The following is a 26988-nucleotide window of genomic DNA, read 5'->3' as shown; positions in this document are numbered from 1 at the left end:
GTAGTTTTTCAGTGCAAATTCGATAGAACGTTGTGCAGCAAATTCGGCGTTTTCAACACGCTCGCGGCCGCGGCGATGTCCGGCGCCAACCAGCGATCCTGATCATAGGCCGGGACGGTTTCACGCAGCAGTCGCCACGCGACATCGGTGCCCGCGCCGAAGCGTTGCTCCTTGAGGAATTCAAATGCCTGCGCCGCCAGCAGGTATTCGATGGCGAGGATCTGCGTGCAGTTTTCCAGCGCCCGATGCAGCTTCAGCGCGGCGTTGGTGCCCATGCTCAAGTGGTCTTCCTGCAGGCCTGAAGTGATGTAGTTGTCGAGCACCGCTGGCTGCGCCAACTGGCGGTTTTCCGCACACAGCGACGCGGCGACGTATTGCACGATCATCATCCCGGAGTTCACCCCCGGGTTTGCCACCAGAAACGCCGGCAGACCGCTGACGTGCGGGTTGACCAGACGATCGAGTCGACGCTCGGCAATCGAGCCGATTTCGGCCATGGCAATCGCCAGCAGATCCGCCGCCATCGCCACCGATTGCCCATGCGGGTTAGCCTGCGACATGACTCGGAAATCATCCGGCGTGCCCAGCAGCAGCGGATTGTCGGTGCAGCCATTGAGTTCGGTTTCGATCTGTTTGATCGCGTGCGCCAGTTGATCGCGCGCGGCGCCGTGCACCTGCGGGATCGAACGAATGCTCAGCGCGTCCTGAGTACGAATGCCTTTGCTCGACGCGATGACTTCACTGCCGTCGAGCAACGCGCGCAGATTAACGCCGACCTGCTGCATGCCCGGATGCGGTTTCAACGCGATGATCTCAGCGTCGAAGGCATCGATCTGGCCGCGCTGAGCTTCGAAACTCATTGCGCCGATGACGTCGGCCCATTGCAGCAGACGCGTCGCGTCGGCAATCGCCAGACAGCTGAGGCCGGTCATGCACGGCGTGCCGTTGACCAGGCACAAACCGTCCTTCGCGCCGAGTTGCACCGGTTGCAGGCCCTCTTCGGCCAATGCCTGTTGCGCAGAAGTGATTTGCCCGCGATAGCTGACATTACCGATGCCCAACAGCGTGATACCGATGTGCGCCATGTGCGTCAGGTAACCCACCGAACCTTGCGACGGCACTTGCGGGGTGATGCCGCGATTGAGCAGCGCCAGCAGGCCTTCGACGACGCGGCGATGAATGCCGGATTTGCCGTGGCTGTAGTTGTGGATCGCGGCGCAGATGATCGCGCGGGTCTGCTCGTCGGCGAGTACCGGGCCGACGCCGCAGGCGTGGCTGAGCAGCGTGTTGCGCGAGAGTTGGCTGAGTTGTTCGTCTTGCAGCGAGACATTGGACAAACCGCCCAGACCGGTGTTGACGCCATAGGCACGCTCGCCGCTTTCGACGATGCGCTGGACGATGGCCTGGGCGTTTTCGATGCGCGCCCAGGTGCCACTCGACAGCTCAAGTTGAGCGCCATGACGAGCCACGGCGACGACGTCTTGCCAACGCAGCGGCGCACCAGTGATAACGATTCTTTCAGCCTGAGACATCTAAAACCTCATACCAATTCTGTTGATGCAGGTAACCCCGTGGCGAGGGGATTTATCCCCGTTCGGTTGCGAAGCAGTCGTAAAACCTACCATCGCAGTCTGTCAGTCAGACTTGGGCGCATGGTTTGGGGCGGCTTCGCCACCCAACGGGGATAAATCCCCTCGCCACAAAGGCAATCCATCTCAAACCACCGCTGCACGCCGCTGCACGAACCGGTCGACGTACTCATCCGCCGGCGAATGCAGAATCTCGCGGGGCGTGCCGACCTGGATCAATTTCCCATCCTTGAGAATCGCAATGCGATTGCCGATACGCACGGCCTCATCAAGGTCGTGGGTGATGAAGACGATGGTTTTGTGCAGGGTCTTTTGCAGTTCCAGCAATTGATCCTGCATTTCCGCGCGGATCAGCGGATCCAGCGCACTGAACGCCTCGTCCATCAGGATGATGTCGGTGTCCGCCGCCAAGGCCCGGGCCAGACCAACGCGCTGGCGCATGCCGCCGGAGAGCTGGTGCGGGTATTTGTTTTCGTAGCCCTTGAGGCCCACGGTGTTGATCCAGTGCAGCGCGCGTTCCGAGCACATTTGCTTGCTCTCGCCGCGCACCTTCAAGCCGTAGGCGACGTTGTCGAGGACGGTCTTGTGCGGCAGCAGGCCGAAGCTCTGAAACACCATGCTGATCTTGTGCCGGCGAAATTCGCGCAGGGCTTCCATGTCGTATTGCAGGATGTCGACGCCATCGACGAGGATCGCGCCGCTGGTCGGGTCGATCAGGCGATTGAAGTGGCGCACCAAGGTCGATTTGCCCGAGCCGGACAAGCCCATGATCACGAAGATCTCGCCAGTGCCGATGCTCAGCGACAGGTCGTTGACCCCCACCACGCAACCGGTCTCGCTCAGCACCTGATCCTTGGTCTTGCCTTGCCCGACCATCGCCAGCGCATCCTTGGCGCGGTTGCCGAAAATCTTGAAGACGTTTTTGACTTCGATCTTGCTCACGGTTGCGTTGCTCATTTGCTCACCTCATGCCGTGGCCGACCGTACGCCTGAGTAATGCGGTCGATGACCACTGCGAGAATCACGATCGCCAGACCGGCCTCAAGACCGCGCCCGACGTTGAGGGTCTGAATCCCCACCAACACATCTTCACCCAGACCACGGGCGCCGATCATCGAGGCGATCACCACCATCGACAGGGCCATCATGGTGGTCTGGTTGATCCCGGCCATGATGCTCGGCAAGGCCAGCGGCAATTGAACGCCGAACAGTTGCTGCCAGCGGTTGGCGCCGAACGCGTTGATCGCTTCCATGACTTCGCCGTCAACCTGGCGAATACCCAGATCGGTCAGTCGAATCAGCGGTGGAGCGGCGTAAATGACGGTGGCGAAAATCGCCGGCACCTTGCCCAGACCGAACAGCATCAGCACCGGAATCAGGTACACGAAACTCGGCATGGTTTGCATGATGTCGAGCAGCGGCATCAGCACCGAACGCAGGCGATTGCTGCGCGCCGAGAGAATCCCCAGCGGGATGCCGATGAGCACCGAAATGATTGTCGCGACCATCATCAGCGCCAGCGTCTGCATGAGCTTGTCCCACAGGCCGACAGCGCCAACGAGGAACAGCAAACCGACGATGACCGCCGTGGTCAGCACTTTGCGCGTGGCATGCCAGGCAATGACACCGACGATCGCCAGCATCAACCACCACGGCGCCGCGCGCAGCAGGCCTTCAAGGTTGACGATGGCCCACAGCAGGGTGTCGGAGATATGGCGGAACACATCACCGTAGTTGGTGACCAGCGAATCGACCCAACCGTTGACCCAGTCGGCGATGGAAAAGGTAAAGCTCTCGGGAAACATAAGCGGCTCTCAATCAGAAATCTCAATCAAGCGTTTACGGCATATCTCCCGGCCAGCCTCGCGGTTAGCCGGGAGGTATCGACCTACAGCGCCGCGTCGATTTTCTTGGCTGCGTCGTCACTAACCCACGCATGCCAGACCTCAGGATGTTCCTTGAGGAAGATTTTCGCCAGTTTTGGCGACTCGATACGTTCCTTCGCCATGCGACCCAGGTTCTGGTTCAGCAGGTCGATCGGCAGGTTGACCTTTTCCAGCACAGCGACCAGTTCCGGCGCCTGTTCGTGGAAGGTTTTCGACAGGCCGACCTTGATGCTCACAGACTTGTCGACGCCCGGTTTTTCTTCGAGCTTGACCAGATCGACCTGGCCCATCAGCGGGGTTGGCGACCAGTAGTAGAACAGAATCGGCTCGCCACGCTTGTAGCTCGACAACACTGCCGCATCGAGTGCCGGGCCAGTGCCCGGACGGAAGTTGGTGTAGCTGTTTTCGAGGCCATAGCTTTTCAGCATTTCGCTGTTGTCCAGCTCGCAGGTCCAGCCGGCCGGGCAGTTGTAAAAGCGGCCCTTGGATGGCTCCTCGGCGTCCTTGAACACCGCTGAGTATTTGCCCAGGTCAGCGATGTTTTTCAGGTCTGGGGCTTTCGGCTCCAGCTTGCGCTTGGCGTCGCCTTCGATCACATAACGCGGCACGTACCAGCCTTCCACTGCGCCAACCACTGGTGCGCCGACACCGACAACCTTGCCGGCCTTCTCGGCCTTGTTCCAGACTTCGCTGCGGCCGACCCACTCTTCGGCGAACACTTGAATGTCGTTGCTGCTCAGGGCGTTTTCCATGGTGATGGAGTTGCCTGGCAGGCTGTCGGTCTTGCAGTCGTAACCTTTCTCCAGCACCACTTGCAGAACGTCGGTCAACAGCATGCCGCTTTCCCAGTTCAGTCCGGCGAATTTCACCGGTTTGCCCGATTCGCACCAGCCAGCCGCCTGAGTGGCGCCGGCGCTGGCAAGCAGGCCCATGGAAAGCAATGCGGTCAGCAGGGTCTTGTTCGATTTCATTGTCGTGACGCTCCTAATCATGAATTGGGCTTACGGCAGTCAAGAGGCATCCAGCCCTGTCCACGTCCAATCAGGCCTGCGCCGCAGCGCGAACGGCCCCGCTTGTTTCAGGTTGTGCAACGCTGTTCTGCTCGACCGGCAGAATCAGTTGATCGGGTACGGCGCTGTGCCATTTTTTTGCGCACACGTAATAAACGGCGGCGGGCAACACCAGACCGATGATCCAGGAAATATCCACATCACCCAGCGCTGCCACCAGCGGACCGGTGTAGAACTTGGTGGAGATGAACGGCAACTGCACCAGCACGCCGAACACGTAGACACTGATACCGAGCAGGTTCCAGCGACCGTAGCGACCGTTTGGATCGGCCAGCGCCGGCACGTCATAACGCTCGCGGGTGATGCAGTAGTAGTCGACCAGATTGATCGCGCTCCACGGGGTGAAGAAGGCGAGCAGGAACAGGATGAAAGACTTGAACGCACCGAGGAACGAGTGCTGACCGAGCAGCGCGATCAGCGTCGCTGTGCCAACGATCACCAATACGAAAACCAGACGCTGCATGCGCGTGACGGTCAGGTGGCCTTTGAAACCACTGATGATGGTCGCGATGCACATGAAGCTGCCGTAGGAGTTCAGCGTCGAGATGGTCACCTTGCCGAACGCGATGCTGAAATACAGCAGCGCAGCGGTGGCACCGGTGCCGCCCAGACCAACGATGTAGGCGACTTCGTGACCGGCGAATTGACCGTTGGCGGAGGCTGCGGCAAAGACACCGAGGATCATCGCCACTTGCGCGCCCACCACCGAACCTGCGCCGGCGGCAAAGAAGGTTTTTACCGCCGAGGTGTTGCTTGGCAGGTAACGGGAATAGTCAGCCACGTAAGGGCCGAACGCGATCTGCCAGGAGGCCGCGAGCGATACCGCGAGCAAGAAGCTGCTCCAGCTGAAATGACGAATTTGCAGGAGTGCGCCGACGTCGGTCTGGCTCATCAAACGCCAGAACAGAAACACGAAGGCGATCACGCCAATAACACTGGCGACACGGCCGATCCAGTGGATCACGCGATAACCGAGCACCGTCACCAGCACAATCACGCTGGCAAAAATCAGGATGCCAACGCTGTCGCTGACGTTAAACAGCTGGCCCAGCGCCTGGCCGGACAGTACCGTGCCCGTTGCGGTGAAGCCCAGATACATCAAGCACACCAGCACGATCGGGATGGCCGCGCCATACACGCCGAACTGCACGCGGCTGGAGATCATCTGCGGCAGACCGAGCTTCGGCCCTTGTGCCGCATGCAGCGCCATTACGCCGCCGCCGAGCAATTGACCGATCAACAGACCGATCAACGACCAGAACACATCGCCGCCCAGCACCACGGCCAGGGCCCCGGTGACAATCGCGGTGATTTGCAGGTTGGCACCCATCCACAGGGTGAACTGGCTAAACAGACGACCGTGTCTTTCCGCTTCCGGGATGTAGTCGATCGAACGCCTTTCGATCAACGGTTTGATGCTTGCACGATCGGTGTTAACAGCCATGATTCAACCTCTGTGGATTGTTCCGGGTTTTGTTCTTGTTTTGGCTTTTGTAGGAGTGAGCCTGCTCGCGATTGCGGTGTGTCAGTCAGCACATTTGCTGAATGTGCCGGCCTTATCGCGAGCAGGCTCACTCCTACAGGGTTTTGCGGTTATTTACCGGTAATCATCGGCAGGTTCAGGCCCTGCTCCTTGGCGCAGTCGATGGCGATCTGGTAACCGGCATCGGCGTGGCGCATAACGCCGGTGGCCGGGTCGTTGTGCAGCACGCGTGCGATACGCTCGGCCGCTTCGTCAGTACCGTCGCAGACAATCACCATGCCCGAGTGCTGCGAGAAGCCCATGCCGACGCCGCCGCCGTGGTGCAGGGAAACCCAGGTCGCACCGCTCGCGGTGTTCAGCAAAGCGTTGAGCAGTGGCCAGTCGGACACAGCGTCGGAACCGTCCTGCATCGATTCGGTTTCACGGTTCGGGCTGGCGACCGAGCCGGAGTCGAGGTGGTCGCGACCGATCACGATCGGTGCCGACAGCTCGCCGCTGCGAACCATTTCGTTGAATGCCAGACCGAGCTTGGCGCGCAGGCCCAGACCGACCCAGCAGATACGCGCCGGCAGACCCTGGAAGCTGATGCGCTCGCGGGCCATGTCCAGCCAGTTGTGCAGGTGCGCGTCGTCCGGGATCAGTTCTTTGACCTTGGCGTCGGTTTTGTAGATGTCTTGCGGATCACCCGACAGTGCCGCCCAACGGAACGGGCCGATGCCACGGCAGAACAGCGGACGGATGTAGGCCGGTACGAAGCCAGGGAAATCGAACGCGTTTTCGACGCCCTCTTCCTGCGCCATCTGACGGATGTTGTTGCCGTAGTCGAAGGTCGGAATGCCTTGCTTCTGGAACTCCAGCATGGCTTTGACGTGTACGGCCATCGATTGCTTGGCGGCTTTGATCACAGCGGCCGGTTCGGTCTTGGCGCGGGCACGGTATTCGTCCCAGGTCCAGCCGGCTGGCAGGTAACCGTTCAATGGATCGTGGGCGCTGGTCTGGTCGGTGACCATGTCCGGGCGCACGCCGCGCTTGACCAGTTCCGGGAGGATTTCTGCGGCATTGCCCAGCAGCGCGATGGAGATCGCTTTGCCTTCTTTGGTGTATTTGTCGATGCGCGCCAGAGCGTCGTCGAGGTCTTTGGCTTGCTCGTCGACGTAACGGCTTTTCAGGCGGAAATCGATGCTGACCTGCTGGCACTCGATGTTCAGCGAACAAGCGCCGGCCAGAGTTGCAGCCAGAGGTTGTGCGCCACCCATGCCACCCAGACCGGCGGTCAACACCCACTTGCCGGTGAGGTTGTCGTTGTAGTGCTGGCGACCGGCCTCAACGAAGGTTTCGTAGGTGCCTTGAACGATGCCCTGGCTGCCGATGTAGATCCAGCTGCCGGCGGTCATCTGGCCGTACATGGCCAGGCCTTTGGCGTCGAGTTCGTTGAAGTGCTCCCAGCTCGCCCAGTGCGGTACGAGGTTGGAGTTGGCGATCAGTACGCGCGGGGCATTGCTGTGAGTCTTGAACACGCCGACCGGCTTGCCGGATTGCACCAGCAGGGTCTCGTCGTCGTTCAGGTTGGTCAGGCTTTCGACGATCTTGTCGTAGCACTCCCAGTTACGTGCGGCGCGACCGATACCACCGTAGACCACCAATTCTTTCGGGTTCTCGGCAACTTCCGGGTCGAGGTTGTTCATCAGCATGCGCAGCGGCGCTTCGGTCAGCCAGCTCTTGGCGGTCAGCTTGTTGCCGCGTGCGGCGCGGATTTCTACGTCACGGTGCTTCGTAAATGTAGTAGCAGTGGTCATTTTGTTGTCAGTCACGAAAAAGACTCCTCAGCGATCAATTCAAACCAACCCTGGCAGTGGGCAAGCAGCCTGTGCGCTTCAATGCGCGACAAGCGAATCAGTGGACGCTGCGGACTTATACGCATACGTCTTTACTTGTACATACAAGCATATGCAATCAAGCGGCCAACTTGTTGGAGGGGTGATCAAGAAAATTGCAGGCACGGCTGGAGGGCGCCTGAATCAAGGGTTCTGGCGTGGATGAAATTTTTTGGGGGGATGATTTCGCGAGTTGGGACCTTGTTACACAAGCGTGGTTTTGCGCCACGCTGGGGCGTTCGGTAACAAGTTGGTGCAAGGTTGGGAACAGGAAGTGTGAATGCATTTGTGGCGAGGGGATTCATCCCCGTCGGGCTGCGCAGCAGCCCCGCTTCTTCCAATCGAAAATGAGGCCGCTTCGCGACCCAACGGGGATAAATCCCCTCGCCACAGGGGTTGTGTTCAGTTTTGGAGGAGTTCGATTACGCAGCAAGCGGCATTGGTGGTGACTTCAACCAGTCCAACGTTACCGTCCAGTTGCAGGCAATCATGGCGACCGAGTTGCGCAACGCTGTCACCGACCCGCACTTGCAGCAGCTCGCTGACACTGAACACCAGCACCGTCCCCGCCGAGCTGAAGAATCGCTGCTTGCCGTCCAGCCACTGCAACCGCGCGCGGTAACGCTGCGGTGCATAGATCAGGTTGAAATCGCGAATCGCACCGCCGAGCAGCGTGCAGGAAACCTGGCTTTCACCGCTGAAGGCAAAGGGGTCGAGCGGTAACAACGGCCGCGTATCCTCACCGTCAACGCACAAGGTCATGCCGTCACCCTGCAGCACAGTGATTACCCGCTGGTAACCGGCGAATGTCGAAAATCCGCCCGACTCGGCGATGTCGGCAATCGACAGGCGCCAGCCGAAACCGTCCAGCCCTGCCCCTGCATCACGGGTGATTTCCTCGGTGCTGCCGCCGCCGTTTTTCCACGGCATGCGCGGGTAGCCTTCGGCGCGTAAAACCTTCAAACCATTCATTTGTGCTCTCTATTTATGGAACCGCCCTTCCAGACGATGACGAGAACCCGGGTGAATCAATCGCGCCGCCGTCACCGGCTGACGCCCCGACCACGTACGGCGACGAATCAGCAGGCACGGCTCACCCTTCTCGATCTGCAACAACTTGCATTCGGACGATTCAGCGAGGATCGCTTCAACCACGTGCTCGCCTTCGGTCAGCGGCGCGACCTGATTGAGATAGGCGTAAGGCGTTTGCAGGGTGAAGTCCTGCTTGAGGTATTCCGGGGCGACCAGCGCGTTGACGAAGCGGTCTTCGATTTGCACCGGGATGTCGTTTTCGTAATGGACGATCAGCGAGTGGAAAACCTTCTGCCCTTCACGCATGTCCAGCGCCAGCGCGCGCTCGGAACCGGCAGCCTCTTCTTCGAGGGTGATCACCTGGCAGGTGTGGCGATGGCCACGGGAGGCGATTTCGTCGGCGATGTTGTGCACTTCGAACAGCGCGGACTGGCTCTTCGGCTCGGCGACGAACGTACCGACACCTTGCATACGCACCAACAGACCGTCGGCGGTCATCTCACGCAATGCACGGTTGATGGTCATGCGGCTGAAACCGAGCTGGTTGACCAGTTCGCTTTCGGACGGCACGCGGTAGTGCGGCGGCCAGTTACCGCTGTCGATCTGCTGAGTGATCATCTGTTTGACGCGGGCGTACAAGGGCGCCGGACTGTCGCCCATGTTCGCGGCCAACGGGGAAACTGGAGGCGGAGTCGGCACGGTTGATCCTTGTTCGTCGGTAGAGGTTGCTAGCTTGCCGGAGTTTACCGGGCAGGCAAACGTCTGTATATGTATATACAAATAACACACGATGGGGTGCTGAACCATGTCCGCTTTCTTTGCCGAACGCGCGCTGCTGCCTAACGGATGGGCCAACAATGTGCGTCTTGAGGTCAGCGCCGATGGCCTGCTGACCCAAATCCAGGCCAATTCCACCGCAGATGGCGCCGAACGGTTGAGCGGTCCGTTACTGCCGGGGATGCCCAACTTGCACTCCCACGCCTTCCAGCGGGCAATGGCCGGGCTGGCTGAAGTGGCCGGCAACCCCAACGACAGTTTCTGGACGTGGCGCGATCTGATGTATCGGCTCGTCGGAAAAATCAGCCCGGAGCAACTTGGCGTCATCGCCCGTCAGCTGTACATCGAAATGCTCAAAGCCGGTTACACCTCGGTGGCCGAATTTCACTATGTGCATCACGACACCAATGGTCAGCCTTATGCAGATCCTGCCGAACTGGCATTGCGCATCAGCCAGGCCGCGAGTGAAAGCGGCATCGGTCTGACCCTTCTGCCAGTGCTCTACAGCCACTCCGGTTTTGGCGGCCAGACGCCCAACGACGGCCAGCGCCGCTTTATCAACAGCACCGAAAACTACCTGAACCTGCAATCGCGTTTGCAGCCGCTGCTGGCTCAGCAAAAGGCGCAATCACTGGGTCTGTGCTTCCACTCGTTGCGCGCAGTCACTCCGCAGCAGATCAGCGAAGTGCTGGCAGCCAGCGACAAGCAATGCCCGGTACACATCCACATTGCCGAACAACAGAAGGAAGTCGACGATTGTCTGAGCTGGAGTGGTCGTCGCCCACTGCAATGGCTCTATGAAAACACTGAAGTCGATCAGCGCTGGTGCCTGGTCCACGCCACCCACGCCAACCCGGAAGAAGTCACGCTGATGGCCAAGAGTCGCGCCATTGCCGGGCTGTGCCTGACCACCGAAGCGAATCTGGGCGACGGGATTTTCCCGGCCGTGGATTTCCTCGCTCAGGGCGGACGCATGGGCATCGGTTCCGACAGTCATGTGTCGCTCAGCGTGGTCGAGGAGTTGCGTTGGCTGGAATACGGTCAGCGTCTGCGTGATCAGCGGCGTAACCGTTTGTATGGCGCGGATCAGCCGATGGTCGGCCGTACGTTGTACGACGCGGCGCTGGACGGTGGCGCTCAGGCATTGGGGCAGCCGATTGGTGCGCTGGAAGTCGGCAAGCGTGCGGACTGGATTGTGCTCGATGGCAACGATCCGTATCTGGCGACCGCCAGCGGCGACGGGATTTTGAATCGCTGGTTGTTTGCTGGCGGGGATCGTCAGGTGCGTGACGTGCTGGTCAACGGCCAGTGGGTGGTGCGCGATGGCCGGCATGCCGGGGAAGAGGACAGCGCACGCGCCTTCACCCAAGTCCTGCGCGACCTCCTGGGCTGACGCATAACCAAATGTAGGAGTGAGCCTGCCCGCGATAGCGGTGTATCAGACATAAATATGTGACTGACACATCGCTATCGCGAGCAGGCTCACTCCTACATTGGTTTTGCAGTGTTCTTTAGTTCGAAGTCTTGGCCATCTGCCGATCCGACGCTCGCCAGATCAGTCGCGTGGTGTCGTAACCCTGTTGCCGCGCCTTGCTCAGCAGCTCTTCACGCACCACACCGTTGACGGTCGGCGTACGCGACAGCAGCCACAAGTACTTGCGACTTGGATCACCGACAATGGCGGTCTTGTAGTCATCGCTGACATACAACACCCAGTATTCGCCCTTCGCCACACCCAGAATCAACCGCGAGAACCAGGTATCGAACTCGACCCACAACTTGTCGGTCTTGCCCGGCACCTGTGGATAAGCCGTGCCCTTGACCTCTTCCCACTGCCAGTCCGTAGTCATGCAGCGATTGAACACCGCAACGTTGCCATCAGGCTTGAGGGTGTAACGGGCTTCGGATTGCGCGCAATTGCGCTGGAAGTACATCGGCAGACGCGCCAGTTCATACCAGGTGCCCTGGTAACGCTTGAGATTGACGCTGTTGACGGTCTTCGGCGCCAACGGATCTACGCCGGAACTGGCGCAGCCGGCCAGTACCAGGCCAGCAAAAAGGATTAGCAATAACCGCTTCATTTTTCTTCTCCGTGGGCGCGAAGCCCCGGTTTACTTCAGGCCTTGGCCGGAAAACATCAGCACTTTGTCACCGGCGTACTGCACGCTGATAAAGCTGTTCTTGTCGCCCCAGGTGCAACTGGACATGCCGAGCGCACCGGAACAATCGGCCGGTTTGCCGAGCAACGTTTCCACTTCGGCCTTGGCCATGCCGGCAGACAGTTTCGAGTAGTTTTCCTGATTGACCTTGCTGCATGCGGCCAACAGCACGCAAAACGACAGCAGGGCGAGGGATCGCAGCGACATGGTGTAACTCCTGGAACGAGGGGGGATGGCATGGTGCCAACCAGAAGCTTAGAAGAGAAAACCCTCATCTGGTTCCCTCGACCGAGGGCTTTTTATCCCTCCACTCGTCCGGCATATGTCGGTAAATCAGACACTTTGTAGGGCTATTGAGCATTTCGTCGCATTTCATAAAAGACGCCTAATCTTTGGCGCGCCGCGGTCGAAATAAGAGCAGCGCAAAGCCCCCGAGTGTGGCAAATTGCCGCCCTTTCTTGACCAGCCCCTTCGCGGTAGTTCATTCGATGACCAGAAACATGAAATTCAGCCACAAGATCTTGTTGGCTGCCGCCCTCGTGGTGGCCGTTGCGTTCGCCTGTTTCATTTTCTTCAACGACTATCGACAACGCGAAGCCCTGAGCAGCAGCACCGAAGCCTCGATGCAGGAGCTGGGCAGCCTGACCACCAGCAACATCCAGACCTGGCTGGAAAGCCGCATTCAATTGCTGCAATCGCTGTCCCAGCAAGTCGCTGCCGACGGTAACGCGCCGGCCAGCCTGAAACGCATCATCGATCTGCCCGCCTACACCGGTAATTTCCAGCTGAGCTACTTCGGCGGGGCTGACGGCGTGATGTTCTCCGTGCCCGCCGGCAACCGCGCGCCGGATTACGATCCACGTGCCCGTGGCTGGTACAAAGCGGCCAACAGCGCGCAGCAGACCATCGTCACCGAGCCGTACATTGCCGCCTCTTCGGGCAAACTGGTGATCACCGTCGCCACTCCGGTACAGCGCCAGGGCCAGATGATTGGTGTGGCCGGTGCCGACATCGACCTGACCAGTGTCAGCGCGATCATCAACTCGCTGAATTTCGGCGGCCACGGCCACGCGTTCATCGTCAGCGCCGATGGCAAGATCCTGATCCACCCGGACAGCAAACTGGTGCTCAAGACTCTGGCCGAGGCCTACCCTACCGGTGCGCCAAAAGTCAGCCCGGGCCTGAAAGAAGTCGAGTTCGACGGCAAGACCCAACTGATCTCGTTCACCCGCGTCAACGGCGTGCCTTCCGCCGACTGGTACGTAGCGCTGGTGCTGGACAAAGACACGGCTTTCTCGATGCTCAGCGAATTCCGCACTTCGGCGCTGATCGCCATGATCATCGCTGTGGTGATCATCATCGCCCTCCTGGGCATGCTGATCCGTGTATTGATGCAGCCGCTGTTGACCATGGGCCGGGCCATGCACGACATCGCTGAAGGTGAAGGCGACCTGACCAAGCGTCTGGTGATTCACGGCAATGACGAATTTGGCGCCTTGGGCACCTCGTTCAACCGTTTCGTCGAACGTATCCACACCTCGATCCGCGAAGTGTCTTCGGCCACTGGGCAGGTCAACGAAGTCGCCCTGCGCGTGGTCGCAGCGTCGAATTCGTCGATGTACAACTCCGACCAGCAAGCCACTCGCACCAACAGCGTCGCTGCGGCGATCAACCAGCTCGGCGCCGCTGCGCAGGAAATCGCCCAGAACGCCGCCCTCGCCTCGCAGCACTCCAGCGATGCGCGCAGCCTGGCGGTCGACGGCCAGCAGGTGGTGGATAAAACCATCCAGGCGATGCAACAGCTGTCGGCGAAGATCAGCGATTCGTGCGGCAACATCGAAACCCTGAACAGCAACACGGTGAACATCGGCCAGATTCTGGAAGTGATCACCAGCATTTCGCAGCAGACTAATCTGCTGGCGCTGAACGCCGCGATCGAAGCCGCGCGCGCCGGTGAAGCCGGCCGTGGTTTCGCCGTGGTCGCCGACGAAGTCCGCAACCTCGCCCACCGCACTCAGGATTCGGCGCAGCAAGTGCAGAAGATGATCGAAGAGCTGCAAGTCGGCGCGCGTCAGGCGGTGAGCATCATGACCGAGAGCCAGCGCGAGAGCGAAAGCAGCGTCGGCATCGCCAATCAGGCTGGCGAACGCCTGGGCAGCGTGACCCAGCGCATCGGCGAAATCGACGGGATGAACCAGTCGGTGGCCACCGCGACCGAAGAGCAGACCGCTGTGGTCGAGTCGATCAACGTTGATATCAACGAGATCAACACGCTGAATCAGGAAGGTGTGGAGAACTTGCAGGCGACGTTGCGGGCTTGTTCGGATCTGGAGCAGCAGGCTGCACGTCTCAAGCAGTTGGTGGGTAGCTTCCGCATTTAAGACGCGGCCACTGGCCCCTTCGCGAGCAAGCTCGGCTCCTACAGTGTTTTGTGGTGGAACACAAATTGTGTAAACACCGAACAAACCTGTGGGAGCGAGCCTGCTCGCGAAGACGGCCTCCATGACGCAGAATGCCTTCAATACAAACATCAGGAGTTTTGCCAGATGAACAAGAACCACAATGGTGTTCATCCAGATCAAATTACATTCTTGGCAATTCTTGCGCTGGGTAGCGAAGAAATCGATCGCGGAAACTATACAAACGCTGAAGACATTTTTCTGGAGCTAGATGAACTGGACTCAGCCCGGCACATTAATTTGAGCAAACTAAAATCTTGACCCAGGCTTAGAAAGAAACACCAACTCCTCAGCCGTAGATTCCCGCCCCAACACCGCATTGCGATGCGGAAACCTTCCAAACCGCGCAATCACTTTCTGATGCCGCTCGGCATAATCCAGATTGTCGGCAAACACCGCCCTCTGCGCTTCCGGCTGTTCAGCCACCAGATCGATAAACCGCGAAACCGCTTCGTTCTGCACCGCGAGGTTTTCGCAGTGTTCAAACACCAGATAAATGAATACGCGCTGAATCGGTTTTAACTGCCGGTCGAAATCCGCCGCAATGCCTTGCGCAACAAGCTTCTGCGCACGCAGATCGCCGGAGAAGGCATTGGGGGTGTCGCGAAAAATCATTCGCGGCAGTTGATCAAGCAACAGCACCACCGCCAGCCAACCTTCGGGACGTTGCGTCCATTCGGTCAATTCGCCGGCCAGGGCCTGATCGACAAAGACCCCGAAATGCTCACGCGCTTCGAGGTCTTGGCTGTCTCGCTTACCGAACCACAACTTGCCCTTGTCAGCCGAAATGTCGTCCGGTGATTCGGCATGTCCGAACCACCAATCGAGCAACGGCTGCCAGGGCGCGGTCATGGTTTATTCCTTGTGGTAAGCCGTAGCGCGTGCGACTTCTTCTTTCGAGCCGAGGAACACCGCTACGCGCTGGTGCAGGCCTTCAGGCTGGATGTCGAGAATGCGCTGGTGACCGTCGGTGGACGCGCCGCCCGCCTGCTCCACGAGGAACGACATCGGGTTGGCTTCGTACATCAGACGCAGTTTGCCTGGCTTGGAAGGCTCACGGCTGTCGCGCGGGTACATGAACAGACCGCCACGGGTCAGGATGCGGTGAACGTCGGCAACCATCGCCGCGACCCAACGCATGTTGTAGTTCTTTTTCAGCGGACCTTCTTCACCGGCCAGCAGCTCGCCAACGTAGCGCTGTACCGGGGCTTCCCAGTGACGCTGGTTGGACATGTTGATGGCGAATTCCTGGGTCGATTCAGGAATGGTGATGTTTTCGTGGGTCAGCACAAAGCTGCCCATTTCGCGGTCCAGGGTGAAGCCTTTGACGCCGTCGCCCAAGGTCAGGATCAGCATGGTCTGTGGACCGTAGATCGCGTAACCGGCGGCAACCTGTTGGGTGCCTGGCTGCAGGAACGCTTTCTCGTTCAGCGGCTCGTTTTGGCTCAGGTATTCGTTCGGGCAACGCAGTACCGAGAAGATCGTGCCGACCGGGGCGTTGATGTCGATGTTCGACGAACCGTCCAGTGGGTCGAATACCAGCAGGTACGCGCCTTTCGGGTACTTGCCCGGGATCTGGTAGGCATTGTCCATTTCTTCGGACGCCATGCCGGCCAGGTGACCGCCCCATTCGTTGGCTTCGAGCAGGATCTCGTTGGAGATCACGTCGAGCTTCTTCTGCACTTCGCCCTGTACGTTTTCGGTGCCCATGCTGCCCAGAACACCACCCAGGGCGCCTTTGGACACGGCGTGGTTGATCTCCTTGCAGGCACGCGCCACCACTTCGATCAGGAAGCGCAGATCGGCAGGAGTGTTGTTGCTGCGGGTCTGCTCAATCAAATAGCGACTCAGGGTAACGCGGGACATGGACGGCTCCGGTGGAATGGGGGGCTAAAAACCCGCGCAGTTTACAGGGAGTCTGAAAACGTAGCGAGCGAAGACGCCCGGTAACGTGCGTTGGGGTGTAATTGCCTGCATGAGACGTGATTGTCGGTGGAGAGTTCAGGTAGCGGATTTAGCGTAGTCCGGTTCGGGACGGGTGGTGGTTGAGTGAAGCGACCGTTTGCGGACTTTTGTTGGCTGGGAGACCGCTATCGCGAGCAGGCTCACTCCTACAGGGATCGCATTCCATCTGGAGAAATGCAATCAATTGTGGGAGCGAGCCTGCTCGCGAATGGCGCGCAGCGCCAGCCATTAGCTGCTGGCAGGAGGCTTGCGCAGCAAGCTGAACGCCATCGCCCCAAGAAACACCACACTCAGCAACAACACCGCCCACAGCCCTAGCTTCTTCCAATTGGTCTCCGCCACCGCCGCCGTCGTGGCCGTCGAAGTCTGGGTCGCCACCACCTCCCCTTGAACAACAGCCTTACCCAACCCCGCCAGCTTCTCCGGCTTGAAATCCGGAATCAGCGTCGCCAGTGGCAGGTTCGCCGTCTTCACCGTCGCATTGCCCAGCGCCAGACTGTACGGCCCCTCCCCCCGTGCGAGGAATATCACCTGCGTCGCCCGCACCGCGTATTTCAAACTCGGTGCCTGCTCGCCCAGACCACCACCGCGCTCATCCACCGTCAGCTTCAACTGCTGAACGGTCTGCCCGTAAAGCGCCAATTCGTTCTTCACCACGTCCTGGCCATTCTGGGTCAGGCGGTAGAGCAAACCACTGCTCATGGTCTGCCACGGCAGGCTGCTTTCGCGACGGCCCGACAGCGTCACCGGCGCCAGACTGTTCGGCTGCTTGATCTCGACCTGAACACGCTCGACGCTCAGCCCCATCGGCAACTGCCAGGTGTATTCCCCGGCCTTGGTGCTGCTACCGGCCAATACCTGCGACCAGACCAATGGCAGCGGTACATTGCGTGGATCACTGCTTTTCAACTGCGCGGCGGTCAGGATCGGCGCCGAACTCGGCGACTCCCACAGCAAACGCAAGTAACGCGCGGATTGCCCCGGCAACGTCACTTCATGCTGTTCGATGCGCTCATCGGAGAACGTCAGCCGCGCCACCTGCCCTTCGCCCCACGGCTGCCAGTGCTGCATGTCGTCGCTGGCCTCGATGCTGAAACGCTGGAAGCCATCGCGCTCGCTGGTCCAGTCGAGGATCAGCTGTTGCAGCGGCGCCTTGATCGCGCTGGCATCAAGCAGCCAGCCACGCAGCACTTCTTCACCGGCCTCCAACTGGCTGGACGGTTGCACTTCAACCAGCGTGCCGGTGGTGGTGGATTGCACACGCACGTTCGGCGCGCGCTCAGTGGCGTCGGCCGCGTTATACAACGGGAACCATTTCACCTCGTGCAACAGGCCGTCGTCGCGGGTCTGCGCCGATTCACGCGCCAAGGCATAAGCCTGCGGCTCACCGGCGGCGTTGAACACACGCAGGTCACTGAGATCAGTCTGGCGCGCCTGCAATTGCACGTTCAGCGGCAGTTCGAGGCGATACCACGGGCCGTTGCCACTCACTGCCAGCGGCACCTGCGTGGCGAAGTCCGCCGGTTTTTCCTGGGCGCCGGCGGCCATCACCACGCCCAGCGCCAACCACCCCAGATTTCGCATGCGACTCAAGATGAAACTCCTTCGGTGCCCGGGGCTGGCTTGTCCGCCGCCGGTTCAGCTTCGATGCGTTTGGGCGGCAGCGGCGCGAAGTAGCCGACCACCAGCAGCAACACGCCGACGCCGATAAACGAGACGATCCGGGCGAGGCCGCCACGGTTGCTCAGTTCGACAAAAACAAGTTTGGCCACCACCAGCGCGATCAGTGCCGCGCCAATCAGCCACACCTCGCGGCGGTGGCGCAAATGCCCGCCGATCATCAGCCCCAACGCCATCAGCGTCCAGACGATGGACAGGCCTGCCTGCACCAGCATCGAGGCGAGCAGCGTGTCCAGCTCAAACGGAATGCCGGCCCAATGGTGCGCAGCACGGGTCACCAATGCCGTGCAGAAGGCGAACAGCGAAACACCGGCGATCAGTTGTGTGGCGTGATCGGCGTAGTCCGGGCGAATCGACAATTGCGCAACCGCACTGCGCGACCAGACGTAAACACCGAACAGCGCGAACAACAGCCCCAACTCCAAAGGGTTGAGCAATGGCACATAAGGCAATGGTTCGGCGTTGCCATCGCTGACGCCGTTTGCCAGCCAGAACCACGCGAGCATCAGCACCGCCAAAGGCGCGGCGGCGTACAAGCGGTATTCGCGAGCAAACGCCGCCACCGGCCATGGCCAGTTGCGTGGTGCAGCCGCCAGCAGCAGATACAAGCTCGGCAGAATCGCCCAGCCCAACCAGCGCCAGGCGTTGTATTGCTCGGACAACAGCAGCAAGCCGTAACGCAGCTCCAGCGCCAGCACGCCAATCAGCAGCCAGCAACCGAGCACATGAGCAGTGCTCAACGCCCGCGCCGGCAGCATCGGCGCCAGGCGCCGCAGACTGAAGAAATGCACCGCGAACACTGCCGCCCACGCCAGCCAGCCAAAGTCGGCCGCCGGGTGATAACGCGAGTGCCACGCTGCCAATAACATCAATCCCGCTGCCGGAATCAGCACGGTGCAGAGCAGGCCCAGCGCCGGCCATTTCAGACGCTGAGACAACAACGTCCAGAGTGCGACACTCAGTGCCGCGACCAACAACAAAAGCGTGCCCTGTAGATTCAATGGCGCAAACCGCAGCACTTCGCTGACCCACGCCAACGCCCACCAACCGGCGCCCCACAGCAGCAACACTTCGGACAAACGCTGCAAACTCAACGCATCAAATGCCGCCGCATGGTTGCCCAGTTGCAGGCGCCACGCACCGATCATGGCGGCCAGACCCAACACCAACGGCGTCCAGAACCCAGCGTGTGCCAATGGCCGCAAACCTTCGCTGGACAACGGCCCGAGCAGTTCAGGGCCGGCCAGCAAAAACGCTGTGCCACCGATCAACTGCAACAACAGCCCGAAGACAAAACTCACACGCTGTTGGAGGTACAGACTCAGCCAGATAATCAGCAAACCACTCGCGGCCCACACCGCACTTGCGGTCTGCCACGGCAGCACGAACAACACCGCCAGATTGATCAGCACCAACCCGGCGAGCAACACCACCGACAAACCGCGCAACAAACGCACATCGCCGCGCACCATCTCGTCGCGCGCCGCCAGGAGCATGCCGGCAATCAGCGCCAAGCCAATCAGCGAGGCACTGAACAAACCGCTCCAACCGGCATTGAACACCGCCGCCGCGTCCTCCCCGGCCCCTTGCAAGCGCAGCAGAAACAGCGCACCACCGAGCAACTGCACGGCGAACGCAGTAAACAGAAAGGTGCGTGATTGCAGGCGCAAACCGACAAACAACGTCAGCAGACCCGCCAACGCCCAACTGATCGCCGTGCCCTGGACGAAGAAGAACAATGGCGCCAGCAGATAGTGGAAGGTCAGGCCAAGGCACGCGAGCACCGGCAGGCCTTGGCGCTCCCAAGGCGATGCCTGCTCCTGCGGCGCCTTGCGTAGTTGATAAAAGCTGAACAGCAGCGCGGTGCCAAGCATCAGCGCGCCCAACGGAGCGCCGTCGAGCAGACTGCTGTCACCGACGCGCAATTGGCTGAGGAACGCCAGCGCCGAGCCCAGTTGCAAGAGCAACGCGAAGGCCCGGGCGAACGGTCGATGCTGACGCAAACCGAGCCAGAAGATCCCCGCGCCTTCCACCGCCCACGCCGCCGACGTCCATCGGGCATCGAGGCCCAGTGGAATCGCCAGGCTGGCGAAAATCACCCCGAGCGCCAGACAGGTTTCGCCCAGCAGCACAGCGCGGCCGCCCATCAACACCTTGGCCAGCGCCATGTAGATCATGCCCAGCGCCAGCGCACTGAACGCAGCGGCAAACTCCAGATGCTGCACCAGCGCAAACTGCAAACCGAAACCAATAATCGGCGGGCCGAACAGCATAGTCCCATCGACGTAATCGCCCTTGCGCGCCGACCACTGCAGCAGCGCATCGCGGTCGCCATCCGCCGGAGCATCGGGCATATCGCGCAGTTTGCGGCGGGCAAACAACAGACCGATGGCGAGGTACATCAGGAAGAACAGAATCAGGAACGGTTCAGTGCTCCACAACAGCTCTGGCGTATAGGAGCGCAGGCCCCAGGCGAAGCCAATACCGAAGGTGCCGACGAAGCCGATCAGGTTGAGCAGACGCCAGGCCTTGAACCAGGCGATGGCGAGGATGCCGGCGTTGAGCAGCGCGAAATAACTGAACAGGGCGACGTGGTTGCCGGCGCCGGTCGAGGTCAGGATCGGCGCGGCGAAACCGCCCAACGCGGCCACTGCCGCCAGCGCCAGCGAATCCTGTGTAACCGCCAGAATCGCCGAAAACACCGTGACCGCCACCAGCAACCCTAACGCGGCGGAAGGATCAAGCAACGGATGCAGACGCATCGCCGCAAATACCGTCAGGTACAACACGGCGATCCCGGTGCCTTGCAGCATCAACGCGTAGTTGCTGTTGCGTCGGCGCAGCCACCAGCCCAGCGCGAGCAAGGCCAATGCCGCCGCGGCGACTCCGGCATAGCGCAACTCAATCGGCACGACCATGCCTTCGGTGGCATAGCGCAGCAGGAATGCCAGGCCGAAGAACAACAACACCACGCCGACACGCAGCACGGTGTTGCCGCCGAACAGCCAGTTACGCGCAGCGTTGATGCCGCGTTCGATGAGGTTTGGGCCACGCGGCGCGGCAGGTTGTTGCGGTTCAGGCTCAGACGTAACCGCGTCCAGGCGCCAGACATCGTCCGGCAGCGGTTGGCCGGTTTGCCGGGCGACGGCGGATATTGGTTCGAGTTCGGGTGGCAGTTCCCAGACCAGTTCAGGGGCTGATGCCGGGGCCTCTTCGGCAACTTTGACGGGTTCGACGACAGGCTCGGCGGCCGCTGTCGCGCTCGGTGGTGGTGCGGCACGGAGCGGCGCGCCTTCGAGCAGAAACAGACGCTGGGCGACGCCCTGCAAAGCTTCCTTCAGCTGTTCAAGTTGGTGCTTTTGCTCAGCCATTTGCGAGCCAAGCCGCGCGATGCGGATCGTCTGCCCGATCGCCAGCCCCAGCAGCGCGCCCAACAGCGCATCACTGAACGACTCGTCGAGCAGCCAGCCGAGCACCAGCCCGATCAACATGAACATCCATTGCATGGTCGATATCCCTAAGCAGCCCCAAGGCGGGGCGAGTCCGGCGATTGCATCAGTCTAGGCACAAACCCCTGTAGGAGTGAGCCTTTGTGGCGAGGGGATTCATCCCCGTTTGAGTGCGCAGCGCTCACAAAATGTTGGGGCCGCTGCGCAGCCCAGCGGGGATAAATCCCCTCGCCACAGGGTTCAATCCTTTCAGTGATATGCGGTGACTGAGGCTGCCGGTAACCGGCGCTCAGTATATCGATCCGGCCCAACAAACGTTGGGCCTTGCGCACAATTGTTGCGGAAAGTTACTCCAGCGCTTTCCAGATATCCGTGGCGTACTCGCGAATCGTCCGGTCCGACGAGAACCAGCCCATCCGCGCGGTGTTGAGCACCGCCGAACGCCACCAGTTATTGGAGTCGTGCCAGTGCGCTTCAACGCGCTTCTGCGCCTCCCAATACGAGTCGAAGTCGGCACACACCAGGAAACGATCGTAATCCACCAGCGAATCGATCAGCCCGGTGTAGCGCGACGTGTCATCCGGCGAGAACACACCACTGCGAATCGCTTGCAGCACATCGTTCAAACGATGGGACGCGGCGATGTCCGGGGCAGCGCTGAACTCGTGGTTCTGTTTGCGCGCTTCAACCTGCTGCGCGCTGAGGCCGAAGATGAACATGTGCTCGGCGCCAATGCGCTCGCACATCTCCACGTTGGCGCCGTCGAGGGTGCCGATGGTCAGCGCGCCGTTGAGGCCGAATTTCATGTTGCTGGTGCCTGACGCTTCGAAACCGGCGGTGGAAATCTGCTCGGACAAGTCCGCAGCCGGAATAATGCTCTCCGCCAGGCTGACGTTGTAGTTGGGCAGGAACACCACTTTGAGCAAGCCACGCACGGTCGGGTCGTTGTTCACCACCCGAGCGATGTCGTTGGTCAGCTTGATGATCAGTTTGGCCTGGTGATAACTCGCCGCCGCTTTACCGGCGAAGATTTTCACCCTCGGCACCCAGTCAACTTCCGGCTCGGCGCGGATCGCCTGATACAGCGCTACGGTGTGCAACAGGTTGAGCAACTGGCGTTTGTATTCGTGGATCCGTTTGACCTGCACATCGAACATCGCCGCCGGATTGACCGCGATGCCCAAGCGCTCATGAATCAGATACGCCAGGGCCTTTTTGCTGTGCAGGCGCTGTTCGGCGAAGGCTTTGCGGAACGCGGTTTTCTCGGCAAAAGGTTCGAGATCTAGCAAGCGTTCTTCGGGGTTATCCAGCAGATCCGGGCCCAGCGCATCGACCAGCATCGAGGTTAATTCCGAGTTCGCCTGATACAACCAGCGGCGGAAGGTAATGCCGTTGGTTTTGTTGTTGATCCGCTCCGGGTAGAGCTTGTGCAGTTCGGCGAACACGGTTTTGCGCATCAGCTGCGTGTGCAGCCCGGACACGCCGTTGACGCTGTGCGAACCGAGGAATGCGAGGTTGCCCATGCGCACGCGACGACCGTTGTCTTCTTCGATCAGCGAGACCGCACGCAGCACGTCGAAATCGTGAATGCCCTTGGCCCGCAGCGAATCGATGTGCTGGGCGTTGATCAGGTAAATGATCTGCATGTGCCGTGGCAGCATGCGTTCCATCAGGCCTACTGGCCAGGTTTCCAGCGCTTCCGGCAGCAGCGTGTGGTTGGTGTACGACAGCGTGTCGACGGTGACTTGCCACGCGGCATCCCACGCGACGTCATAAACGTCGACCAATTGACGCATCAGTTCGGCAACGGCGATCGAGGGGTGAGTGTCGTTGAGCTGGATCGCCGCGTGATCGCCCAAGGTCAGCACCGAGGTGTGCATGTTGCGATGGCGGCGCAGCAAATCCTGCAAAGAGGCGGCGACGAAGAAGTACTCCTGACGCAGGCGCAGCTCCTGCCCGGCTTCGGTGCTGTCCGCCGGGTAGAGCACGCGGGAGATACTTTCTGCACGGGCGACTTCGGCAACGGCGCCCAAGTGGTCACCGGCGTTGAAGCGTTCCAGGTGCAAATCTTCCATGGCCCGTGCGCGCCACAAGCGCAGGGTATTGACGCTCGCCCCACGCCAGCCGACCACCGGAGTGTCGTAGGCAATCGCGCGAACGGTTTCCGCTGGCGACCAGACTTGCTTGGACTTGCCGGACGGGTCGGTAACGGTTTCAACGCTGCCGCCAAAGCCGATGGAGTAGACGACTTCCGGCCGTTCGAACTCCCACGGGTTACCGAAATCCAGCCAGTGCTCGGTCTGCTCCTGCTGCCAGCCGTCGACGATGGCCTGGCGGAACAAACCGTGTTCATAACGAATACCGTAGCCATGGCCGGCGATGCCGAGGGTCGACATGCTTTCCATGAAGCACGCCGCGAGTCGGCCGAGGCCGCCGTTGCCAAGCGCCGCATCGGGTTCCAGCAAACGGATGCGTTCCAGGTCGACGCCGAGTTCGGTCAATGCTTCACGGGCGACGTCGAGCAAGCCGAGGTTGCTCAGGCTGTCGTAGAGCAAACGGCCGATAAGGAATTCCAGCGAAAGGTAATACACCCGTTTCTGGCCTTTGCGGTAAATCTGCCGGGTGTGGTCCATCCAGTGCTCGACCATGTGATCACGCGCAGCCAATGCGATGGCTTCGAACCAGTCATGGTCGAAGGCGTGATCAGGGTCTTTGCCCACCGCGTAGGTGAGTTTGGTCAGGACGGCGTCGCGGAATGCGGCCACCTCTGCTTCGCGAACTAGTGGTTCTTGAGTCATCGATAGGACCTCGAGCGAGCGGGGAATTGTCTGAGCCTAGACGGTCTGACCGACGGTAGCGGCTCTGGTTCGGCAGTTTTTCCCGAGACTGTGAGATAGCCCGGCATTACCTTGTCGAGTGAGCTAATGAATGCAGGGGCCGTGCCGAATTGTCCGGCAATGTGCCTGCACGCAGAAAAAATCTGGCGAAAGGTTGTTCAAAAATCCACCAGTCCCGGTATGATCGCGCGCCCTGATGCACACACGCCTGGTAACTCCCGATGATGAAGCCCAACCTGATTGCCGCCGCCGAGATCGATCGTCTCGATACGTGGGCAAAATATTCAGCCCCGATGTGCGGCTCCTGCGTGTCCAGCTGCTGCACGCTGCCGGTTGAAGTGAAGATCAAGGATCTGGTGCGCATCGGTGTGGTCGACGAGTTCGAACTGGGCGACCCGCCGAAAAACATCGCCAAGCGTCTGCAAAAGGAAGGCCTGGTCGAACGCTTCAATCAGAAGTCGGGGATCTTTACCCTGCAGCGCATGAGCAACAACGATTGCTACTACCTGGATCGTAAGAGCCGCCTGTGCACCATTTATGACAAGCGCCCGGATACCTGCCGCAATCACCCGAAAATCGGCCCGCGGCCGGGTTATTGCGCTTACAAGCCGAAAGAAGTGGTGCGCGAGCAGAATTTCCGGGCGATCGAGAAGTTTTGATCTCCTCTGAAGTTTTCGGCGGCTGATCGGCCGCCTTCGCGAGCAGGCTCGCTCCCACATTGAAATGCATTCCCCTGTGGGAGCGAGCCTGCTCGCGAAGAGGCCAGCACAAACACCGTAAAGACCTCAGTTAAATCCCAGACAAACAAAAACGCCCCCGGTCTCTCGACCGGGGGCGTTTTCATTCAGCCGGAACTAATGACTCAGTTCTTGGCTTTCTTGGCAGCGCGGGTACGCTCGCTTTCGTCCAGGATCTTCTTGCGAAGACGGATGGACTTAGGAGTAACTTCGCACAGCTCGTCTTCCTGGATGTATTCCAGAGCCTGTTCCAGAGTGAACTTCACTGGTGGAACCAGAGCGATGGTTTCGTCTTTACCCGAAGCACGCATGTTGTCGAGCTTCTTGCCCTTGGTAGGGTTAACGCCCAGGTCGTTGTCACGGCTGTTCTGACCAACGATTTGACCGTTGTAGATCTCTTGACCGTGTTCTACGAACAGCTTGCCACGAGCCTGCAGGGTTTCCAGCGAGTAGGTCAGTGCCTTGCCGGTTTCAACCGAAACCAGAACGCCGTTCTGACGGCCGGACATGTGGCCCGACTTGACGGTGTCGTAGCGATCGAAGATCGAGGTCAGGATGCCAGCACCGTTGGTCAGGGTCAGGAACTGGTTACGGAAACCAATCAGACCACGAGCAGGGATGTTGTATTCCAGACGAACACGGCCCTTACCATCCGGAACCATGTTGCTCAGGTCGCCCTTACGCAGACCCATCTCTTCCATGACCTTGCCCTGAGCTTCTTCAGGGATGTCGATGGTCACGTTTTCGAACGGTTCTTGCTTGACGCCGTCAACTTCACGAATGATTACTTCAGGACGGCCCAGGGCCAGCTCGAAGCCTTCGCGACGCATGGTTTCGATCAGTACCGAGAGGTGCAGCTCACCACGGCCGGAAACCTTGAACTTGTCAGCGGTGTCGCCTTCTTCAACGCGCAGAGCAACGTTGTACAGCAGCTCTTTGTCCAGACGGTCCTTGATGTTACGGGACGTCACGAACTTGCCTTCTTTACCGCAGAAAGGCGAGTCGTTTACCTGGAAGGTCATCGAAACGGTTGGCTCGTCAACGGTCAGAGGCTTCATCGCCTCGACAGTGTCCGGGTGGCACAGGGTGTCGGAGATGAACAGCGAGTCCATACCGCTGATGCAAACGATATCGCCTGCTGCAGCTTCTTCAACGTCAACGCGGTGCAGACCGTGGTGACCCATCAGCTTCAGGATACGGCCGTTACGGCGCTTGCCGTCGGCACCGATCGCCACAACCGGAGTGTTCGGCTTGACGCGACCACGAGCGATACGGCCAACGCCGATAACACCCAGGAAGCTGTTGTAGTCCAGAGCGGAGATCTGCATCTGGAACGCGCCATCACGGTCAACGGCCGGAGGCGGAACATGGTCGACTACCGCTTGGTACAGCGGGGTCATGTCTTCAGCCATGGCGGTGTGATCCAGACCGGCAATGCCGTTCAGGGCCGAGGCGTAAACAACCTGGAAGTCCAGTTGTTCTTCGGTAGCACCGAGGTTGTCGAACAGGTCGAAGATCTGGTCCAGAACCCAGTCCGGACGCGCGCCTGGACGGTCAACCTTGTTGATTACCACGATCGGACGCAGGCCGGCTTCGAAAGCCTTCTTGGTCACGAAACGGGTTTGCGGCATAGGGCCGTCTTGAGCGTCAACCAGCAGCAGAACGGAGTCAACCATCGACATTACGCGTTCAACTTCGCCGCCGAAGTCGGCGTGGCCCGGGGTGTCCACGATGTTGATGTGGTAGCCGTTCCAGTTGATGGCGGTGTTTTTCGCCAGAATGGTAATACCGCGCTCTTTTTCCTGGTCGTTGGAGTCCATCACGCGCTCGTCGTTGAGCTCGTTGCGCTCCAGAGTGCCGGATTGACGCAGGAGTTTGTCTACCAGGGTGGTTTTACCATGGTCAACGTGGGCAATGATGGCGATGTTGCGTAGATTTTCGATCACTTGTGTATCTCGATCAGAGGATTCGGTTTGCTGACAAGTCTTGGC

The 26988-nt window shown here is 60.0% G+C and carries 20 protein-coding genes and 1 pseudogene; 5 read left to right on the top strand and 16 right to left on the bottom strand.

From position 1 onward, the window contains the following. Positions 1–8: 8 nt before the first annotated feature. The 8 genes from hutH to hutC form a co-directional block, all read right to left on the bottom strand. Complete coding sequence (hutH, locus tag JFT91_RS07855; protein WP_201232010.1) at positions 9–1532, bottom strand: histidine ammonia-lyase; 1524 nt, start codon at positions 1530–1532, stop codon at positions 9–11. A gap of 183 nt (positions 1533–1715) precedes the next feature. Then, positions 1716–2546 (bottom strand): quaternary amine ABC transporter ATP-binding protein, encoded by an 831-nt coding sequence (locus JFT91_RS07850; RefSeq protein WP_201232009.1) that lies wholly within the window; start codon positions 2544–2546, stop codon positions 1716–1718. Then, a complete protein-coding gene (locus JFT91_RS07845; RefSeq protein WP_201230003.1) occupies positions 2543–3394 on the bottom strand; it encodes an ABC transporter permease in 852 nt (283 codons plus the stop codon). Before JFT91_RS07845 ends, JFT91_RS07850 begins: the two co-directional genes overlap by 4 nt. 83 nt (positions 3395–3477) lie before the next feature. After that, positions 3478–4446 (bottom strand): ABC transporter substrate-binding protein, encoded by a 969-nt coding sequence (locus JFT91_RS07840; RefSeq protein ID WP_201147600.1) that lies wholly within the window; start codon positions 4444–4446, stop codon positions 3478–3480. A gap of 70 nt (positions 4447–4516) precedes the next feature. Continuing rightward, positions 4517–5989: a purine-cytosine permease family protein gene (locus JFT91_RS07835; RefSeq protein WP_201230002.1), complete on the bottom strand. Its 1473-nt coding sequence runs from the start codon at positions 5987–5989 to the stop codon at positions 4517–4519. A gap of 149 nt (positions 5990–6138) precedes the next feature. Further along, on the bottom strand, positions 6139–7824 hold the full coding sequence (gene hutU, locus JFT91_RS07830; RefSeq protein ID WP_201230647.1) for a urocanate hydratase: 1686 nt from the start codon (positions 7822–7824) through the stop codon (positions 6139–6141). A gap of 480 nt (positions 7825–8304) precedes the next feature. Next, positions 8305–8874: a HutD/Ves family protein gene (locus JFT91_RS07825; protein ID WP_201232008.1), complete on the bottom strand. Its 570-nt coding sequence runs from the start codon at positions 8872–8874 to the stop codon at positions 8305–8307. 9 nt (positions 8875–8883) lie between these two features. Then, positions 8884–9594, bottom strand: a complete 711-nt coding sequence (gene hutC, locus JFT91_RS07820; protein ID WP_162130175.1) for a histidine utilization transcriptional repressor HutC — start codon at positions 9592–9594, stop codon at positions 8884–8886. Between the two features lie 145 nt (positions 9595–9739). Between hutC and JFT91_RS07815 the strand changes: the two genes are divergently transcribed. Beyond that, complete coding sequence (locus JFT91_RS07815) at positions 9740–11104, top strand: formimidoylglutamate deiminase (RefSeq protein ID WP_201232007.1); 1365 nt, start codon at positions 9740–9742, stop codon at positions 11102–11104. A gap of 118 nt (positions 11105–11222) precedes the next feature. On the opposite strand, the gene JFT91_RS07810 is transcribed toward JFT91_RS07815, so the two are convergent. Continuing rightward, on the bottom strand, positions 11223–11792 hold the full coding sequence (locus tag JFT91_RS07810) for a lipocalin family protein (RefSeq protein WP_201232006.1): 570 nt from the start codon (positions 11790–11792) through the stop codon (positions 11223–11225). A gap of 30 nt (positions 11793–11822) precedes the next feature. After that, on the bottom strand, positions 11823–12077 hold the full coding sequence (locus JFT91_RS07805; protein ID WP_201232005.1) for a hypothetical protein: 255 nt from the start codon (positions 12075–12077) through the stop codon (positions 11823–11825). A gap of 281 nt (positions 12078–12358) precedes the next feature. On the opposite strand from JFT91_RS07805, the pseudogene JFT91_RS30100 reads away from it, so the two are divergent. From JFT91_RS30100 to JFT91_RS07795, 3 genes and pseudogenes are all read left to right on the top strand, one after another. Then, positions 12359–13393, top strand: a pseudogene (locus JFT91_RS30100) (HAMP domain-containing protein); the annotation flags it as partial. 93 nt (positions 13394–13486) lie between these two features. Then, on the top strand, positions 13487–14251 hold the full coding sequence (locus tag JFT91_RS30095; protein WP_371850962.1) for a methyl-accepting chemotaxis protein: 765 nt from the start codon (positions 13487–13489) through the stop codon (positions 14249–14251). Between the two features lie 165 nt (positions 14252–14416). Next, complete coding sequence (locus tag JFT91_RS07795) at positions 14417–14590, top strand: hypothetical protein (RefSeq protein WP_201232003.1); 174 nt, start codon at positions 14417–14419, stop codon at positions 14588–14590. On the opposite strand, the gene JFT91_RS07790 is transcribed toward JFT91_RS07795, so the two are convergent. The 5 genes from JFT91_RS07790 to JFT91_RS07770 form a co-directional block, all read right to left on the bottom strand. Then, complete coding sequence (locus JFT91_RS07790; protein WP_201229989.1) at positions 14579–15181, bottom strand: DUF924 family protein; 603 nt, start codon at positions 15179–15181, stop codon at positions 14579–14581. The two genes, JFT91_RS07795 and JFT91_RS07790, sit on opposite strands and share 12 nt — an antisense overlap. A gap of 3 nt (positions 15182–15184) precedes the next feature. Beyond that, on the bottom strand, positions 15185–16195 hold the full coding sequence (locus JFT91_RS07785) for a class 1 fructose-bisphosphatase (RefSeq protein ID WP_008080580.1): 1011 nt from the start codon (positions 16193–16195) through the stop codon (positions 15185–15187). Positions 16196–16522: 327 nt separating this feature from the next. Beyond that, positions 16523–17887 carry a DUF3999 domain-containing protein gene (locus tag JFT91_RS07780; protein WP_201232002.1) on the bottom strand — a complete coding sequence of 455 codons (1365 nt, stop codon included), beginning with the start codon at positions 17885–17887 and terminating at the stop codon, positions 16523–16525. Next, on the bottom strand, positions 17884–21480 hold the full coding sequence (locus tag JFT91_RS07775) for a DUF2339 domain-containing protein (RefSeq protein ID WP_201232001.1): 3597 nt from the start codon (positions 21478–21480) through the stop codon (positions 17884–17886). The genes JFT91_RS07780 and JFT91_RS07775 overlap by 4 nt, the downstream gene beginning before the upstream one ends. 290 nt (positions 21481–21770) lie before the next feature. Next, on the bottom strand, positions 21771–24221 hold the full coding sequence (locus JFT91_RS07770; protein WP_201229981.1) for a glycogen/starch/alpha-glucan phosphorylase: 2451 nt from the start codon (positions 24219–24221) through the stop codon (positions 21771–21773). A gap of 260 nt (positions 24222–24481) precedes the next feature. Here JFT91_RS07770 and JFT91_RS07765 point away from each other — a divergent pair, with 260 nt between their 5' ends. Then, on the top strand, positions 24482–24919 hold the full coding sequence (locus JFT91_RS07765; RefSeq protein ID WP_038359983.1) for a YkgJ family cysteine cluster protein: 438 nt from the start codon (positions 24482–24484) through the stop codon (positions 24917–24919). 203 nt (positions 24920–25122) lie between these two features. Here the strand turns inward: JFT91_RS07765 and typA are convergent, their stop codons facing one another. Continuing rightward, the gene (gene typA / locus JFT91_RS07760; protein WP_064117050.1) at positions 25123–26943 is read right to left on the bottom strand and encodes a translational GTPase TypA; all 1821 of its coding nucleotides are present in this window, start codon (positions 26941–26943) and stop codon (positions 25123–25125) included. Positions 26944–26988: the final 45 nt, after the last annotated feature.

Source organism: Pseudomonas sp. TH08 (assembly GCF_016651275.1).
Lineage (GTDB): Bacteria > Pseudomonadota > Gammaproteobacteria > Pseudomonadales > Pseudomonadaceae > Aquipseudomonas.
This window is presented reverse-complemented; position numbering and strand designations above follow the sequence as displayed.

What these genes read in the sequence shown, in the direction of transcription:
- hutH (WP_201232010.1), bottom strand. Translation starts at nt 1,532, where the DNA reads ATGTCTCAGGCTGAAAGAATCGTTATCACTGGTGCGCCGCTGCGTTGG.
- JFT91_RS07850 (WP_201232009.1), bottom strand. Translation starts at nt 2,546, where the DNA reads ATGAGCAACGCAACCGTGAGCAAGATCGAAGTCAAAAACGTCTTCAAG.
- JFT91_RS07845 (WP_201230003.1), bottom strand. Translation starts at nt 3,394, where the DNA reads ATGTTTCCCGAGAGCTTTACCTTTTCCATCGCCGACTGGGTCAACGGT.
- JFT91_RS07840 (WP_201147600.1), bottom strand. Translation starts at nt 4,446, where the DNA reads ATGAAATCGAACAAGACCCTGCTGACCGCATTGCTTTCCATGGGCCTG.
- JFT91_RS07835 (WP_201230002.1), bottom strand. Translation starts at nt 5,989, where the DNA reads ATGGCTGTTAACACCGATCGTGCAAGCATCAAACCGTTGATCGAAAGG.
- hutU (WP_201230647.1), bottom strand. Translation starts at nt 7,824, where the DNA reads ATGACCACTGCTACTACATTTACGAAGCACCGTGACGTAGAAATCCGC.
- JFT91_RS07825 (WP_201232008.1), bottom strand. Translation starts at nt 8,874, where the DNA reads ATGAATGGTTTGAAGGTTTTACGCGCCGAAGGCTACCCGCGCATGCCG.
- hutC (WP_162130175.1), bottom strand. Translation starts at nt 9,594, where the DNA reads ATGGGCGACAGTCCGGCGCCCTTGTACGCCCGCGTCAAACAGATGATC.
- JFT91_RS07815 (WP_201232007.1), top strand. Translation starts at nt 9,740, where the DNA reads ATGTCCGCTTTCTTTGCCGAACGCGCGCTGCTGCCTAACGGATGGGCC.
- JFT91_RS07810 (WP_201232006.1), bottom strand. Translation starts at nt 11,792, where the DNA reads ATGAAGCGGTTATTGCTAATCCTTTTTGCTGGCCTGGTACTGGCCGGC.
- JFT91_RS07805 (WP_201232005.1), bottom strand. Translation starts at nt 12,077, where the DNA reads ATGTCGCTGCGATCCCTCGCCCTGCTGTCGTTTTGCGTGCTGTTGGCC.
- JFT91_RS30095 (WP_371850962.1), top strand. Translation starts at nt 13,487, where the DNA reads ATGTACAACTCCGACCAGCAAGCCACTCGCACCAACAGCGTCGCTGCG.
- JFT91_RS07795 (WP_201232003.1), top strand. Translation starts at nt 14,417, where the DNA reads ATGAACAAGAACCACAATGGTGTTCATCCAGATCAAATTACATTCTTG.
- JFT91_RS07790 (WP_201229989.1), bottom strand. Translation starts at nt 15,181, where the DNA reads ATGACCGCGCCCTGGCAGCCGTTGCTCGATTGGTGGTTCGGACATGCC.
- JFT91_RS07785 (WP_008080580.1), bottom strand. Translation starts at nt 16,195, where the DNA reads ATGTCCCGCGTTACCCTGAGTCGCTATTTGATTGAGCAGACCCGCAGC.
- JFT91_RS07775 (WP_201232001.1), bottom strand. Translation starts at nt 21,480, where the DNA reads ATGCAATGGATGTTCATGTTGATCGGGCTGGTGCTCGGCTGGCTGCTC.
- JFT91_RS07770 (WP_201229981.1), bottom strand. Translation starts at nt 24,221, where the DNA reads ATGACTCAAGAACCACTAGTTCGCGAAGCAGAGGTGGCCGCATTCCGC.
- JFT91_RS07765 (WP_038359983.1), top strand. Translation starts at nt 24,482, where the DNA reads ATGATGAAGCCCAACCTGATTGCCGCCGCCGAGATCGATCGTCTCGAT.